This window comes from Streptomyces sp. NPDC002776 (assembly GCF_053592195.1).
Window position 1 is genome coordinate 1 of record NZ_JBSFVG010000015.1, and the last position, 15,808, is coordinate 15,808.

Consider the following 15,808-nt stretch of genomic DNA (forward strand, 5'->3'; position numbering starts at 1 on the left):
CTCCATTCTGCCGCCGTCCTACGCCCCGGCGGGGCGCCCCCCCCCCCCCCCCCCCCCGGCCCCGGCCCCCCCCCCCCCCCCCGCCCCCCGGGGGGGGGGGGGGGGGGCCCCCCCCCCCCCCCCACCCCCGGGGCCCGGCCCGGTTTGACCCGTTCGGCCGTGGCCCCGTAACCTTGACCGTCGGCGTGTCCACTGACACGCCACATCCCCGTAAACCTTTTCCTCCTGGTCCGCGTGGCCGGGAGAGGCCGTCCGCTGATCAGTCGGGCGGCTGGACTGCGGGGGTGCCGTTTCTCGAGCGAGAGAGTGAGACCCGCGTGTACGCCATCGTGCGCAGCGGTGGTCGGCAGCACAAGGTTGCTGTCGGCGACATCGTTGAGGTTGACAAGATTTCCACTGCCAAGGTTGGCGACACGGTCGAGCTCTCGACCCTGCTCGTTGTCGACGGCGACGCTGTGACCAGCGACCCGTGGGTGCTGGCCGGCATCAAGGTCCAGGCCGAGGTCGTGGACCACCACAAGGGCGTCAAGATCGACATCCTTCGTTACAAGAACAAGACCGGCTACCGCCGTCGTCAGGGCCACCGCCAGCAGTACACGGCGATCAAGGTCACTGAGATCCCCGCGGCTGCGAAGTAAGGGACTGAGGAGAGATGGCACACAAGAAGGGCGCATCGTCCACCCGTAACGGTCGTGACTCCAACGCTCAGCGCCTCGGCGTGAAGCGTTACGGCGGTCAGGTCGTCAACGCGGGCGAGATCCTGGTCCGTCAGCGTGGCACCCACTTCCACCCGGGCTCCGGTGTGGGCCGTGGCGGCGACGACACGCTGTTCGCGCTGCAGGCCGGTTCGGTGCAGTTCGGCACCCACCGTGGCCGCAAGGTCGTGAACATCGTTCCGGTCGCCTGATCGGAAGCTTTTCGCGAGGCGGACCTCACTTCCCTGGTGGGAAGGCGGGTCCGCCTTTCGCGTGTTACAGCTATGACATTTCCGTAAGTAACTGGAGGCACCCACCATGACCACCTTCGTGGACCGCGTCGAACTGCATGTCGCCGCGGGTAACGGAGGTCACGGCTGTGCCTCCGTCCACCGCGAGAAGTTCAAGCCGCTCGGCGGACCGGACGGCGGGAACGGCGGGCGGGGCGGCGATGTCATCCTGACCGTCGACCAGTCCGTGACCACGCTGCTGGAGTACCACCACTCCCCGCACCGCAAGGCCACCAACGGCAAGCCCGGTGAGGGCGGCAACCGCTCCGGCAAGGACGGCCAGGACCTGATCCTGCCGGTGCCGGACGGCACGGTCGTCCTGGACAAGGCGGGCAACGTCCTCGCCGACCTGGTCGGCCACGGCACCTCCTTCGTTGCCGCGCAGGGCGGCCGGGGCGGGCTCGGCAACGCCGCGCTCGCCTCCGCCCGCCGCAAGGCGCCCGGCTTCGCGCTGCTCGGCGTGCCCGGGGACCTCCAGGACATCGTCCTGGAGCTGAAGACCGTCGCCGACGTGGCGCTGGTGGGCTACCCGAGCGCCGGCAAGTCCTCCTTGATCTCGGTGCTGAGCGCCGCCAAGCCGAAGATCGCCGACTACCCGTTCACCACGCTGGTGCCGAACCTCGGTGTCGTCACCGCCGGTTCGACCGTCTACACCATCGCCGACGTGCCGGGGCTCATCCCGGGTGCCAGCCAGGGCAAGGGCCTGGGCCTGGAGTTCCTGCGGCACGTGGAGCGGTGCAGCGTGCTGGTGCACGTGCTGGACACGGCGACGCTGGAGTCCGACCGCGACCCGATCTCCGACCTCGACATCATCGAGGCCGAACTGCGCGAGTACGGCGGCCTCGACAACCGCCCGCGGATCGTCGTCCTGAACAAGATCGACGTACCGGACGGCAAGGACCTCGCCGAGATGGTGCGGCCGGATCTGGAGAAGCGCGGTTACCGGGTCTTCGAGGTGTCCGCGGTCGCCCACATGGGGCTGAAGGAGCTGTCCTTCGCGCTCGCCGACATGGTCGGCCGGGCGCGGGCCGCGAAGCCGAAGGAGGAGGCGACGCGGATCGTCATCCGGCCCAAGGCCGTGGACGACGCGGGCTTCACCGTCGTACGCGAGGAGGACGGGCTGTTCCGGGTGCGCGGCGAGAAGCCGGAGCGCTGGGTGCGGCAGACCGACTTCAGCAACGACGAGGCCGTCGGCTACCTCGCCGACCGGCTCAACCGCCTCGGTGTCGAGGAGGAGTTGATGAAGGCGGGCGCCCGGGCCGGTGACGGGGTCGCCATCGGTCCCGAGGACAACGCCGTCGTCTTCGACTGGGAGCCGACCGTCATGGCCGGTGCCGAGATGCTCGGCCGGCGCGGTGAGGACCACCGCTTCGAGGCGCCGCGCCCGGCGGCCCAGCGCCGCAGGGACCGGCAGGCCGAGCGGGACGACGTCGACCGGGAGTACGACGACTTCGAGCCCTTCGAGGGTTAAGGCCGGGGAAAGCCGGGGCGTACGGCAGGGCAACCAACCGTCGGTCCGGCGAGTCGTACAGGGCGCCGCGGATGAGGATCTTGGTCCTCTCCGCGGCCAACCGCCCTTTCGATGCCCGGAGTCGACGTGCCCGTACGCCGCAGTCTTGTGATCGCCCTCGCCCTGCTGGGCGCCACCGTCGCAGCAGCGCCCCTCGCGCATGCCACGCCCGAGACGGTCAGGCAGGACTTCAACGGCGACGGCTACGAGGACCTGGTCACCGGGGTGCCGTTCGGGCAGGTGGCCGGGAAGAAGCGGGCCGGGTACATCGCCGTCGTCCACGGTTCGGCGAACGGGCCCGGCACCAGGAAGGTCTACAGCCAGGCCTCCCCGGGCATCCCAGGCACCGTCGAGTCCCACGACATGTTCGGCGCCCACCTCGCCGTGGCGGACCTCGACGGCGACGGCTACACCGATCTGCTGGTCGAGTCCGACAACGAGCAGTGGACGCAGGACGGCATCGCCCGGGACGGCAACCGTTCCGTGCTGTGGGGCGGCCCGGGCGGTCTTACCTCCGGCAAGGGTCTGCCCGCGCTGACGGCCGGCAAGTACCAGGGCGGCACGACCCTCGCCGGGGACTTCGACGGTGACGGGCACCAGGACCTGGCCCGGCCGGGGGAGGTGCGGTTCGGGCCGTTCGGGCGGGACGGGGGCGCAGCCTTGGTGCGGCAGGGCGCCGAGTTCGACACGAGCGACCAGCTGACGGCCCTCGCGGCCGGGGACACCGACGGCGACGGCATCACCGACGTCGTCGCGCTGGCCCGTGCCCACGAGCGGGAGAGCGACAACCTCTTCGCCTACTCCGTGCAGCTCAGCCGTGGCAGCCGGGACGGACTGCTCGCGCCGGTCACCGTCACGACCTTCCGCACGGCCGAACCCTGGCACGAGTCCCTGGCCGTCGGCGACGTCGACGGTGACGCGGGCGCCGAGATCGTGACCGGCGGCGGCAATGACGTCAGGGTCGTCGACGGCGGCAGCCTGCGGGTGCTCACGCAGGACACGCCCGGTGTCCCCGGCGCCCATGAGACCGGCGACAGCTTCGGCGCCGCCGTCTCGGTGGGCGACCTCGACGGCGACGGCTACGGCGACATCGTGGCCGGGAACCCCACCGAGGACCTCGGCGGGAAGGCGGACGCGGGCACCTTCGCGGTCCTGCCGGGCGGGCCCGACGGGCCGACCGGGGCGGGCAGCGAGGTGTTCGGCCAGGCGAGCTCCGGCGTGCCCGGCAGCGCCGAGCAGAACGACCGCTTCGGCAGTGACACCGACGTCGTCGACAGCAACGGCGACGGAGTGGCCGAGCCGGTCGTCTCGGCCGTCGGCGAGAACCAATGGGCGGGCGGGGTCTGGATGTTCACGGCGAAGGGCGTCCTGTCCTTCGGTGCCGGCGCGTTCGGCATGACCGCCGCCGACTCGCGGTTCGGCGACCGTTTCCCGCAGTGATCTGTCCCTCGCCCTCCTGTTGCTCGCCCATTTGTCATGCACGCGAACCCTGAGGTTCAGCGGGTGGCCTGCCCGGAAGCGTGAGCTTCCAGGTGTCCAAGGGGCCCGCGACGCAGGGGAGTTCGTCGATGACCGCAGCAGGATCACCCGACCGCCGCCGCTTTCTGACCGCCGGCGCCGCCGTGCTCGGTGCCGCCGCCTCCGCCCAGCTGTGGCTGCCCGCCACCGCCCGCGCCGCCGAAACCGCCCTGCCCGAGGGCGTGTTCAGCCTCGGCGTGGCCTCCGGCGACCCGCTGCCCGACGGCATCGTGCTGTGGACCCGGCTGGCCCCCGACCCGCTGAACGGCGGGGGCATGCCCGACGCCGTCGTGCCCGTGGAGTGGGAACTCGCCGAGGACGAGCGGTTCCGCAAGGTCGCGCGCCGCGGCACCGCCCAGGCGCGGCCCGAGTACGGACACAGCGTGCACGTGGACGTACGGGGCCTGCGCCCGGGCCGCCGCTACTGGTACCGCTTCCGCGCCGGCGGCCGTATCTCGCCCGTCGGCCGCACCCGTACCGCGCCCCACCCCCGCAGCTCCGGCGGCGACCTGCGCCTCGCGCTCGCCTCCTGCCAGAACTGGCAGCACGGCTGGTTCACGCCGTACGCCGACATGCTGGCCCAGGATCCCGACGTCGTGCTGTTCGTCGGGGACTACATCTACGAGTCGGTGCCCTCGGCCACGGCCCCGCGCCGGCACGAGGGCACAGGGGAGCCGTACACCCTGGAGCAGTACCGCAACCGCTACGCGCAGTACCGCTCCGACCCCGACCTCGCGGCGATGCACGCGGGCGCTGCCTTCGTGGTGACCTTCGACGACCACGAGGTGGACAACGACTTCGCGGGCGAGATCCCGCAGGACCCGGCGAAGCAGCCGCACGACGCGTTCGTGGCCCGGCTCACCGCGGGCTACCAGGCGTACTACGAGCACATGCCGGTGCGCGCCACGGCCGTCCCGAACGGACCGCACATCCGGATGCACCGGCGCCTGGAGTTCGGCCGGCTGGCCAGGCTCAACGTCCTCGACACCCGCCAGTACCGCAGCGACCAGGCCACCACCCAGGCCGGGGCGGCGGACCCCTCGCGCACCATGCTCGGCGCCGCGCAGAAACAGTGGCTGCTGGACGGGCTGCGGGACTCGCCCGCCCGCTGGAACCTGATCGCCTCGCAGATCATGATGGCCGAGACCGATCTGCTGGTCGGCGAGGGCAAGCAGTGGTACTACGACGCCTGGGACGGCTACCAGGCCGAACGCAACCTGTTCCTCAAGGAGTTCGGGAGCGTGCGCAACCCGGTGGTGCTCACCGGGGACCGCCACCTGACGATGGTCAGCGACCTGAAGGAGGACTTCGCGGACCCGGACTCCGCGGTCGTCGGCGCCGAGTTCGTCGGCACCTCCATCTCCAGCAACGGCGACCAGGACCAGGACGCGTTCCGCAGGGACTGGGACCCGCGCCGGGCGGACAACCCGCACTGGAAGCTGCTGGACGCCCACCGCGGCTACCACCTCTTCGACATCCGCCGCGACGGCATCGACGCACAGGTCCGGGTGGTGGACACGGTCCGCCGGCCGACGGCGGTGCCGAGCACGCTGGCCAAGCTGCGGGTGGAGGCGGGCCGCCCGGGCGTCGAGGTGGTCTGACCCGGTCGGTGGGGCGCTCATCGCTGTCCCATACGGCTCTCAGCCCACCCTCAGGAACACCTCTTACCGTCCCTTGTCCATGGAGACGGACTGTACGAGAGACGGCGTCCCGGCCGACAGCGCGCCCACTGCGCCGGCGGCCGGGACGAGGCTGCTGCACATCGGCCCGCACAAGACCGGGACCACCTCGATCCAGGGCGCCCTGTTCGGGGCCAAGGAGGCGATGGCCGCGCACGGCGTCGACTTCCCCGCCACCAGCAGGCACCCCATGTCGGCGGCGCTCGCGGTCTGCGGCCGCCCCGGGATGATGGGTGACGCAGAGCCCGGCGAGCGGCACTGGGAGACGCTGGTGGAGCAGGTCGCCGCCACCGGTCGGCGCACCTCGGTGATCAGCAGCGAGTTCTTCGCCGACGCCCCCGACGACGAGACGATCGAGCGGATCGTCCGGGAACTGAGCGGCGACCGGGTGCACGTCCTGGTCACGCTGCGCCCGCTGGCCAGGATCATGCCGTCGCAGTGGCAGCAGTACGTGCAGAACGGCCTGCGCATGGGCTACGAGGACTGGCTCCGGCACATGCTGAAGAAGCCGCCGTACGAGAAGCCCAACCCCAGTTTCTGGCGCCGGCACCGGCACGACCGGCTGGTCGAGCGGTGGGTACGGGTCACCGGCGCGGACCGGGTCACCGTCGTGGTGGTCGACGACCGGGACCGCGGCGGCCTGATGCGTACCTTCGAGGCGCTGCTCGGGCTGCCGGAGAATCTGCTCCACGAGGTTCCGGACACCGCGAACCGCTCACTCACCCTCGCCGAGACCGAAATGCTGCGGAATCTTAATGTGGAATTCCGTGGAAATGAGCTGCCGGACGAGTTTTATTCACAGCTCATCCGATATGGCGCCGTGCTGCATATGAAGAACGCGTGCGCACCCGGCCCCGACGACGTGAAGATCCGCACCCCCCAGTGGGCCGCCGAGGCCGCCGCCGGGATCGGTGCCGAGATGGCGCTGCGGATCGGCGCGACGGGCGTGCGGGTGCTGGGCGACCCCGGGATCCTCTCCGCCGTACCCGAGCCCCCGACGGGCACCGACGCCGAGCCGCGCCTGCCTCCCGAGGTGGCCGCGCGGGCACTGTACGGGGCTGTCGCGGCGGCCGCCGGAGCGCCCCTGCCGAACGGACTGCCCGGGCAGGCGCGGACGGTTCACCGGACGGCGTCCAAGGAACTCGTGCGGGTACTCGGACATCGTGCCCTGAAGCGGCTGCGCCGCCGCTGAGCTGTGCGGTTACTCACAGCTACGCCCGGCAATTCCGCACCGTCCACGGAAGTTTTCCGACTGTCACCAGGAGTGCAAGGTGAATGACAGGTTGCGCGCACATATGCGGGGAAGGTCGCTCACCTTGCACTGCGGTTACCGGAAGTGGGAACATTTCGAGGTTCCCAGTCGCCACAAGGTAGGTCACCTGTGTCCCAGCACATAGCCAAGCCCCGTACCACCGCAGTGATCCTGGCCGGTGGTACCGGTCAGCGTGTGGGTCTCTCGATCCCCAAGCAGCTGCTGAAGATCGCCGGCAAGGCAGTCATCGAGCACACCCTGACCACCTTCGAGAAGGCCGACTCGATCGACGACATCATCGTGCTGATGGCGCCGGGCTACGTCCCCGACATCGAGAAGATCGTGGCCAAGGCCGGGTTCACGAAGGTCACGAAGATCATCGAGGGTGGCGCCACCCGTAACGAGACCACCGAGCGGGCCATCGCCGCCCTCGGTGAGGGCCTGGCCGAGGGCGAGGACCGCAACGTCCTCTTCCACGACGCCGTGCGCCCCCTGCTGTCACAGCGGGTGATCGACGACTGCGTCGCCGCCCTGGAGCGGTACCAGGCCGTCGACGTCGCCATCCCGTCCGCGGACACGATCATCGTCACCCGCACCCACGGCGAGGACGGCGAGTTCATCACCGAGATCCCGGACCGCTCCCGGCTGCGCCGCGGCCAGACCCCGCAGGCCTTCAAGCTGTCCACGATCAAGCGCGCCTACGAGGTCGCGGCCGGCGACCCGAACTTCCAGGCCACCGACGACTGCACCGTGGTCCTGCGGTACCTGCCGGACGTGCCGATCAACGTCGTCGCGGGCGACGAGTACAACATGAAGGTCACCCAGCCCGTCGACGTCTTCATCGCCGACAAGCTGTTCCAGCTGGCCTCCACCGCCGCGCCCGAGCAGGTCTCCGAGGAGGCCTACCGCGAGCTGCTGACCGGCCGGACCATCGTCGTCTTCGGCGGCTCCTACGGCATCGGCAAGGACATCGCCGAGCTCGCCGGGTCCTACGGCGCCAACGTCTACGCCCTCGGCCGCTCCACCACCGGCACCCACGTGGAGAACCCGGAGGAGGTCGACGACGCGCTGTCCAAGGCGTACGCCGAGACCGGCCGCATCGACTACGTGGTGAACACCGCCGGGGTGCTGCGCATCGGCAAGCTCGCCGAGACCGACAACGCCACCATCGAGGAGGCGCTGAAGGTCAACTACCTCGCGCCGGTGCAGATCGCCCGCTCCTCGTACAAGTACCTCGCGGAGACCGGCGGCCAGCTGCTGCTGTACACCTCCAGCAGCTACACCCGCGGCCGCGCCGAGTACAGCCTGTACTCCTCCACCAAGGCCGCCATGGTCAACCTCACCCAGGCGCTGTCCGACGAGTGGGCCGGCGACAGCGTCCGGGTCAACTGCATCAACCCCGAGCGCACCGCCACCCCGATGCGCACCAAGGCCTTCGGGCAGGAGCCGGCCGGCTCCCTGCTCTCCTCCGAGGCGGTCGCGCGCACCTCGCTGGACGTGCTGCTCTCCGAGCTGACCGGTCATGTCATCGACGTCCGCCAGCAGGACCCGACGGCCGCCGCGGGCCAGGCGTCCGGCTTCGAGGCGGCGCTGGCCAGTGTGCTGGACCGTCAGGACGGCGTGGCATAATCAGCTGTTAATAGCCTTACGGAATTCAGGCCTCTGCGTTTCTTCATTCACGAAGAATTCACAGGGGCCTGAGTCCTTGGCCCTCCAGACCGGCAACCCCTCCCAGAGCAGGTTTATCCGTGATCTCCACCGCTATACGCGTCGCCCGGGTGGGCAGCGCGGCCGAGCTGGCCGCGGCGGTCCTCGTGATGCTGGGCTTCCCCTGCCTCATGGTGGCCGCGCTCGTCCCGAGCGTTCCCGCCTTCACGGTTGCGGCGGCCGTGACGTACCTGGCGGACCACTATCTGCACCGCAAGGGCAGCTACCTGGTCAACCGCCTGAGCAAGGTGCGCGCCGGCCTGTCGATCCGCTTCCTGATCCGACAGCTGCTGCTGATCCTGCTGCTGGCCCGGGTCGACCTCTCGGACAACCTGGTCTTCTACGCCGCGGTCGCGGGCTTCATCGCCTTCTACGGCCTGCAGGCCCCGCACGGCGCCCTGGTCACCCTGATCCGCAATCGCCGCCGGATGCCGGTCGCCACCCGCAACATCGACCTGGCCTCTCGCATCCGCATCCCGGACGCCCCGCCGCGCGGTCTGCTGAACCGCTCCGCCGAGAAGATGCTCCACCTCGACCTCGCCGCCATGGCCGGCGTGCTGGTCTCGGCGTTCCTGGACGAGGCCATGGCCGGGTTCATCGGCATCGGCGTCACCGTGTTCCTCGGCTGCCTCTACGTCCTCGCGCTCGTGCCGTACGTCCGCGGCAGCAAGATCCCGCCGAACGCGGACGCCGTACTGGCCGCGATGGACGCCTGGCTGGCCGAGTACCGGCCCGAGACGGTGCTGTACTTCTCCGGCTCCAAGGAGTCCGCGTACCAGGTCAACATGTGGCTGGAGACGATGGAGCAGCTGGACACCCGGCCGCTGATCATCCTGCGCGAGCGGGTCATCCTGGCGAACCTGGCGCCGACCACGGTCCCGGTCATCTGCGTGCCCGGAGGGGTGCACCTGATGAACCTGGACCTGAGCACGGTGCGGGTCGCGCTGTACGCGGCGAACGTCGGCAAGAACATCCACCTGCTGCGCGTGCCCACCATGAAGCACGTCTTCATCGGCCACGGCGACAGCGACAAGCTGGCCAGCGTCAACCCGTTCAGCAAGGTCTACGACGAGGTGTGGACCGCGGGCCGCGCGGGCCGCGACCGGTACGCCATAGCGGACGTCGGCGTCCGCGACGACGACATCGTCGAGGTCGGCCGCCCGCAGCTGGCGCCCATCCAGACCTGGCAGGGCGTGCCCGAAGGTCGGATGCCGACCGTGCTGTACGCCCCCACCTGGGAGGGCTGGGACGGCAACCCCGGCAACACCTCGATCGTGCTGGCCGGCGAGAACATCGTGAAGAGCCTGGTCAAGGCCGATCCGCCGGTCCGCGTCCTGTACAAGCCGCACCCGTTCACCGGTACGGTCAGCGCCGAGGCCAAGGCCGCCCACCAGCGGATCACCGCCCTGGTGGAGAAGGCCGGCGCCGAGCGCGCCGCCGACGCCCGCTTCGCCGCCGACACCGCGGCCCAGAGCGCTGCCAAGGCCGAACTGGCCCGGATCGAGGCCCGGCTCGCCGAGCTGGCCGGCAACGGCAAGGAGCGCGGCGACGAGGCCGAGGCCACCCGGGACAGCCTGGTGGACGTGGCCCGGCACGAGGAGGTCGCCCGGCTGCGCGCGCAATGGAACGACGCGTACTGGCGCTCCTTCGGCAGCCATGAGCACCGGGTGATCACGGGCGCCGAGCCGCGGCTGTACGACTGCTTCAACGTCTCCGACGCGATGGTCTCCGACATCTCCAGCGTGGTCTCCGACTTCATCGCCAGCGGCAAGCCGTACGCGGTGACGGACTCCGGGGAGCTGGGCGAGGAGGAGTTCAAGCGGCAGAACACCGCGGTGCGGGCCGCCGTGATCCTCTCCAACAGCGCCGCCGAGCTCGGCGGTCTGCTGGACGCGGTCCGCGACCCGTCCGCCGACCCGCTGGCCGAGGACCGCGGCGAGCTGAAGCGGTATCTGCTCGGCCCGGACGAGCCGACCTCCCTCGACCAGTTCAACACCGCCGTCGCGAACCTCGCCCTGAAGGCCGAGACCCGCAACCTCGGCCAGGCGGCCCGGATCGCGGCGACCGAGGAGGCGGAACTGGCGGGCTGACCGCCGGTTCACCGAGACCCCCTTCGGCCCCCGAGGAGTTCAACTCCTCGGGGGCCGAACGCTTTTGACACCTGGTACGTACTGTGACCTGAGTCACGAAACGTTCGCCGCGGAGCAACCGCTTCTCGACTTGAACCGTCTACTAGGTAGCGAAAAGGAGAAACGGGAGAAAACCTTCCGTTGACTGAGGGGAAACAGGTGACCGTGACGCAGCCTGATGTGAGCGTCGTCATCGGGGCGTACGAGGCGATGCCGTACCTGGTCGAGTGCCTGGCGTCCGTCGAGGCGCAGACCATCGACCCGGCACGCGTCGAGGTCATCGCGGTGGACGACGGCTCGTCCGACGGCACGGGCGCCTGCCTGGAGGAGTTCGCGGACCGCGCCCCCATGCCGGTCACGGTGATCCGGCAGGCCAACTCCGGCGGTCCCAGCGCCCCGCGCAACGTCGGCCTCGGCAAGGCCACCGGACGCTACGTCTTCTTCCTCGACGCCGACGACCGGCTCGGCCCCGAGGCCCTGGAGCGGATGGTCGCCATGGCCGACCGCAACGGCACCGACGTCGTCCTCGGCCGGGTCGAGGGCGTCAACCGCAAGCCCCCGCAGTCGATGTGGGGCAGCACGCTGGAGCGCACCGACGTCTGGTCCTCCAACATCAAGTTCACGCTGAGCGCGCAGAAGCTGTTCCGCCGGGAACTGCTCACCCGGCACGGCATGCGCTTCGACGAGTCCCTGTGGACCGGCGAGGACGCGCTGTTCACCATGGAGGCCTATCTGCGGGCCGACGGCGTCTCCGTGCTCGCCGACTACACCTGCTACTACCTGGTGGGCCGCGCGGACGGCAAGCATGTGACCAAGGGCGGGAGTTACACCCTGCGCTTCGACTCCGCGCGCGCCCTGATGCAGCTGATCGCCGACATGGTCCCGCCCGGCCCGCGCCGCGACGCGCTCCTGGTCCGGCCCTTCCTGGTGACCCTGCTGCCGCAGTTCGGCCCGAGGTTCCTCAAGGACAGCGCGAAGATCCGGCGGCACAAGCTGGAGCTGGCCGCGCCGCTGATGGCCGCGTACTGGAACGAGGACATCGCCCGGCGCCTCAAGGTCGACGAACGGCTGCGGCTGCGTCTGGTGGCCCGGCAGGAGGCCGAACGCCTGCTGGAGGTCCTGCGGTTCACCAAGGCCGGACAGCAGCCGGCGGCCCTCCTGGAGCAGCGGGGCCGCCGCCTGTACCTCGCCTACCCGTACTTCCGCGACCCCGAGGCCGGCATCCCCGACGCGGTCTATCTCGCCGAGCCCCGGGAGGCCCGCGCCCACCCCGGCTACCGCGAGGGCGGACCCGGGCTCTTCCTGCGCCGCGTCCTGCGCAAACTGCGCCGGACGCTCCGCTCGGGCGGCCGGACCGCGACCGCCGGTCACTGAGGCGCGGGCACCTCCCGCCGCCGGGGCCCGGGGAGCTCCGCCGCCAGCCGCTCGGCCATCCGCACCCGGTGCTCCCGAGCGGCCGCACACAGCTCCTGTACAGCCGTGTTGAACCGCTCCTGCGCGGCCGGCTCGGCGGGCCCCAGCAGATGCCGCTTCAACTCGGCCCGCGCCCCGGCCAGTTCGTCCTTCCCGGGGTCCCGCACCGCGGACAGCAGCTCCGGCACCCCGGACGCGTCCGGCGTCAGCACGGTCGCCGCCCGCACGGTCGGGAACGCCTTGCGGAACCCGTCCGCCGAGAGCCCGCTGGTGTTGGCCACCGCGTACGGCTTCTCGCTGGCCAGGAAGTCGCTGATCACGCTGGACACGTCGCTGATCAGCAGGTCCGCCTGGTTGAAGCAGGAGTACAGCGCGGGCCGGGCCTCCGTGACGACCTGGTGCTCCCACTCCGGCAGTGCCGCCCAGTAGGCCGCGTCCCACGCCTCGGTGACCCGGGCCACCGCCTCCGCGCGCCCCTCCTCCGGTGCCGACTGGCTCCCCATCCGCTCCAGCTGATCGGCACCGGACCGGGCGACGCAGCGGGTGAGCCGGTCCAACTCCGCTGTGAGACGGGCGAGTTCGCCGTCCTCGGCGGGCCGTTCCCCCGAGCGCTCGCGGTTCGCCGCCCGCACCAGCTCCCGGATCCGCAGATCGGCCGCCCCGGCCCGCGGATCGACCGAACCGGTCAGCGGGTGCGGCTTGTACAGCAGCCGCACCCGCGGATCCGCGAGCAGCGCCCGGACGATGTTCTCCCCGGCCTCGATCACCGAGGTGTTCCCGGGGTTGCCGTCCCAGCCCTCCCAGGTCGGCGCGTACAGGACGGTCGTGTACGTCCCGGCCGGCGGGCCCGCGCAGGGCCGTACGGCGTCCAGCTGGGGGCGGCCGATCTCCACGACGTCCTTGTCCTCGACGCCGACCTCGGCGAGCGCGTACCGCTCGCGGGCCGCGGGTCCGGCGACCCACACCTCGTCGTAGGCCTTCGCGTACGGGTTGCAGGAGGACAGCTTGTCGCTCTCCCCGTGGTTGACGAAGGTGTGCTTGATGGTGGGGATGCGCACCACCTGGGAGGTCTTGCCGGAGTTCGACGGGTGGATGAGGACCTGCAGCGTGGACTGCTCCAGGCGCATCAGCGTGGACACCTTCGGCAGGCAGACGACCGGGACGTCGGTCGCCGCCAGCTTCTGGACCATGAACCGCTCGCGCAGCACGATCAGCGGCCGGCCCTCCAGCTTGGCGAGCGGCTCCAGCCACATGTTCGCCTGGTACGCCGAGGAGGGGCCGCCGGAGAAGTACAGGCCGACCGTGGGGCGGTACTCGGCCAGCCAGGCGTCCAGCCAGTCCAGTGTCTGCTGTTCGTTCGCAGGGCGGCGGCTCGGCAGCAGCCGCAGCAGCAGGTCGCACAGGCCCAGCACCGCGAGGCCGAGGGAGAGCGCGATACCGAGGGCGGCCCAGTGGCGGTCGGCGGTGGCGGCCGTGGCGAGCAGACCGGCGGTCGCAGGCAGGCCGAAGGCCAGCAGCCGGGGGCCGGGGCGGCGCAGCAGGGCCGGTGGGGCGGGGGACAGGCTCAGCGCGGAGGCGTCGATGTTCCGGGTCACCACCGGCAGCGTGCGGGTGCGCCGGACCAGGACCGAGACCGCCTGGATCACGCAGTGCAGGGCGTAGAAGGCGAGCAGACCGGCCACGAGCGGGGCGTACCCCGACTCCCGGTCCTGGCCGCCGAGCAGCAGCAGGCCCACCACCAGCAACAGGTCCCGCAGCACATGGCGCACGGTGATGTCCAGGTGCGACTTGGCGAACACCGACAGCATCCCGCGCTGCCAGCGGTACAGGACGCCCTCGACGGCCAGGGAGAGCACGGTCGCGGCGATCAGCAACGGGACGTGCGGGCGCAGGGCGGCCACGGCCTGGACGCAGAACGCGCCCGCCAGAAGGGCCGCCACCAGCGCCCGCACCGGGATCCGGAGGCGGGGCGGGCGGGGGAAGGACAGGGGCACTGCGGTCACTCCAAGGTCGGCGCAGGACGTGCGTTTGGGTTAACGCGCGCCTGCCTCCGGACGACACGCAGGTGTCCGAAACGCCTTGGAGTGAGCCCTTGTGCTACTGGCGGCCCGAGTGGAGCGCCCTGCCGACCACGCGGCGCGCCCGCCGGTACACGGAGGACGGGGCCACGACCGCCTTGGAGCCGGAACGCGCCAGCTCCTGCTTGAGCTTGGCGTTGTCCGCGCTCAGCTTGCTGATCCGGTTCTGCAGGAAGCCGAACCGGGCCGCCATGGCGATGGGATCGGCGTCGTTCCACGGGCGGATGCCGGCCGGGAAGGACAGCGAGCGCATGCGCTGGTCGAACGCGGCTCCGCCGTCGCCGTGCGTGAAGGTGTTCTTCAGGCCGTTGCGGTCCAGGAAGCCGGTGAACCGCTCGAAGCGCTCGTGGTGGCCGCTGACCAGCGGGCCGAAGTCCGCCTGCGCGTACAGCTTCGCCGGGTCGACGTCCTCGCCCTTGCCGACCTCGTCGATCCGCTGGTGCGGGATGTCGAAGTAGCGGCACAGCTCCAGCGTGCGGGAGTCGCTGCACAGCACGGTCGCGGGGGTGCCGGCCAGCAGCGCCGCGATGTTGCCGTGGATGCGGGAGCCGAAGGAGTAGTCGAACTCGCGCAGATCGTCGATCCAGGTGATCGGGTCGATGTAGACGCGGGCCTTGTCCTCCCGGTACATCGGGTGGTCCGGGTGCGTCGGCATCTCGGTGATCTTGCCGTTGGGGCCGGAGACGTCCCGCCAGTGCAGCTGGAGGGCGTCGCTGAGGTTCTGGCCTATGTAACGCAGGTGCGGGTAGCGCTCGTGCGCCCGCATGATGATCCGGTCCATGCCCTGGGTGCGGACCGCGCTGTGCGAGCCGTTGACGGCGACCCGGGACTCGGGGGTGAGCTCGGGGGCCCGCTTGGCGACGGTGAGGTCCTTGCCGTGCATGAACATCGACGGGCAGCCGATGACCTCGACGTCCTTGAAGCCCATGTCCTTGAGGTACTTCTCGGTGAACTCGCCGCGCACCCCGATCGAGGCGCTCTTGTCGAGCACCGCGGAGACGAACGCGCGCACGGCCGGCTCCATGGGCTTCAGCCGCGCCGGGTCGTAGGACAGCCCGGTCTGCGCGCCGACGCCCACCACGACCACGGGGATCTTCAGCCGGGTGATCAGCTGGGTCAGCCGGGTCAGCTGCGGCTCGAAGGAGGGCCGGAACGCGTTGGCGAGCGGCACGACGAAGGCGTCGTACTTCTCGTTGATCCTCCCCGCGGCCTGCACGTTCGTCCGGATGCCGTTGGACACGACCTCGGTGCCCGGGACTTCCAGGATCTTGTGGGTGGCGTCGCTGAAGATCAGGTTGCCGGAGTTGGTGGCGATGACGTCGCGGTGGAGGGCTTCTTCCACGGGGACGACGTCGAAGGGGCTCTTCCCCGATCTGAGGAGGATGCGCCGTGAGGGAGGAACATTCGATGACACAAACGTCAGAGTAAGTTTGATCGGCCGTTCATTTCTATAAGCATCCAGTACAACTTTTCGGTCGTGCGCGAGGAGTGAGCGTGCGGTTACCGGCCCGCTGTCCGGGCAGTGGACCGGCGAGCG

11 protein-coding genes are annotated in these 15,808 nt (G+C 70.6%); 9 read left to right on the forward strand and 2 right to left on the reverse strand.

What is annotated here, in order from left to right; translation table 11 throughout:
- Positions 1-317 precede the first annotated feature (317 nt).
- The 9 genes from rplU (at position 318) to ACWD11_RS26770 (ending at position 12,154) form a co-directional block, all read left to right on the forward strand.
- Positions 318-638: a 50S ribosomal protein L21 gene (gene rplU, locus ACWD11_RS26730; RefSeq protein ID WP_007381993.1), complete on the forward strand. Its 321-nt coding sequence runs from the start codon at positions 318-320 to the stop codon at positions 636-638.
- A gap of 14 nt (positions 639-652) precedes the next feature.
- Positions 653-907 (forward strand): 50S ribosomal protein L27, encoded by a 255-nt coding sequence (gene rpmA / locus ACWD11_RS26735; protein ID WP_389416050.1) that lies wholly within the window; start codon positions 653-655, stop codon positions 905-907.
- Positions 908-1,013: 106 nt separating this feature from the next.
- On the forward strand, positions 1,014-2,456 hold the full coding sequence (obgE, locus tag ACWD11_RS26740) for a GTPase ObgE (protein ID WP_389416051.1): 1,443 nt from the start codon (positions 1,014-1,016) through the stop codon (positions 2,454-2,456).
- Positions 2,457-2,567: 111 nt separating this feature from the next.
- Complete coding sequence (locus tag ACWD11_RS26745) at positions 2,568-3,935, forward strand: FG-GAP repeat domain-containing protein (RefSeq protein WP_451286015.1); 1,368 nt, start codon at positions 2,568-2,570, stop codon at positions 3,933-3,935.
- Positions 3,936-4,063: 128 nt separating this feature from the next.
- Complete coding sequence (locus tag ACWD11_RS26750) at positions 4,064-5,614, forward strand: alkaline phosphatase D family protein (RefSeq protein WP_451286017.1); 1,551 nt, start codon at positions 4,064-4,066, stop codon at positions 5,612-5,614.
- A gap of 79 nt (positions 5,615-5,693) precedes the next feature.
- A complete protein-coding gene (locus ACWD11_RS26755; protein WP_451286019.1) occupies positions 5,694-6,884 on the forward strand; it encodes a hypothetical protein in 1,191 nt (396 codons plus the stop codon).
- Between the two features lie 189 nt (positions 6,885-7,073).
- Positions 7,074-8,573: a D-ribitol-5-phosphate cytidylyltransferase gene (locus ACWD11_RS26760; protein WP_389416055.1), complete on the forward strand. Its 1,500-nt coding sequence runs from the start codon at positions 7,074-7,076 to the stop codon at positions 8,571-8,573.
- A 119-nt stretch (positions 8,574-8,692) separates the two neighbouring features.
- Positions 8,693-10,741: a hypothetical protein gene (locus tag ACWD11_RS26765; RefSeq protein WP_389416056.1), complete on the forward strand. Its 2,049-nt coding sequence runs from the start codon at positions 8,693-8,695 to the stop codon at positions 10,739-10,741.
- 198 nt (positions 10,742-10,939) lie between these two features.
- Complete coding sequence (locus ACWD11_RS26770) at positions 10,940-12,154, forward strand: glycosyltransferase family 2 protein (RefSeq protein ID WP_451286022.1); 1,215 nt, start codon at positions 10,940-10,942, stop codon at positions 12,152-12,154.
- Here ACWD11_RS26770 and ACWD11_RS26775 read toward each other — a convergent pair.
- Positions 12,148-14,196 (reverse strand): hypothetical protein, encoded by a 2,049-nt coding sequence (locus ACWD11_RS26775; RefSeq protein ID WP_451286024.1) that lies wholly within the window; start codon positions 14,194-14,196, stop codon positions 12,148-12,150. The genes ACWD11_RS26770 and ACWD11_RS26775 overlap by 7 nt on opposite strands.
- Before the next feature lie 94 nt (positions 14,197-14,290).
- Positions 14,291-15,685: a polysaccharide pyruvyl transferase family protein gene (locus ACWD11_RS26780; RefSeq protein WP_451286026.1), complete on the reverse strand. Its 1,395-nt coding sequence runs from the start codon at positions 15,683-15,685 to the stop codon at positions 14,291-14,293.
- Positions 15,686-15,808: the final 123 nt, after the last annotated feature.